1 rRNA gene is annotated in these 255 nt (G+C 52.5%); it reads right to left on the bottom strand.

Annotated features, from left to right (window positions below):
- Positions 1–255 (bottom strand): 23S ribosomal RNA (locus tag KJS47_RS23915); the annotation flags it as partial.

Genomic DNA, 255 nt, shown 5'->3' on the forward strand with positions numbered 1-255 from the left:
TCTCTTCCTACCTACCTGTGTCGGTTTACGGTACGGGCACCTTCTCCCTGGCTAGAGGCTTTTCTCGGCAGCTTGAGATCAAGTTCTTCGGTACTTAAATTTCCCTCCCCATCACAGCTCAGCCTTATGATGCGCGGATTTGCCTACGCACCAGCCTTACTGCTTGGACAGACGCTTCCATCCGTCTGCAACTCTACCCTTCTGCGTCACCCCATTGCTCATAACGGTTCACGGTGGTACAGGAATTTCAACCTG

Origin of the sequence: Paenibacillus sp. J31TS4 (assembly GCF_018403265.1) — a bacterium.
Taxonomy (GTDB): Bacteria; Bacillota; Bacilli; order Paenibacillales; family NBRC-103111; genus J31TS4.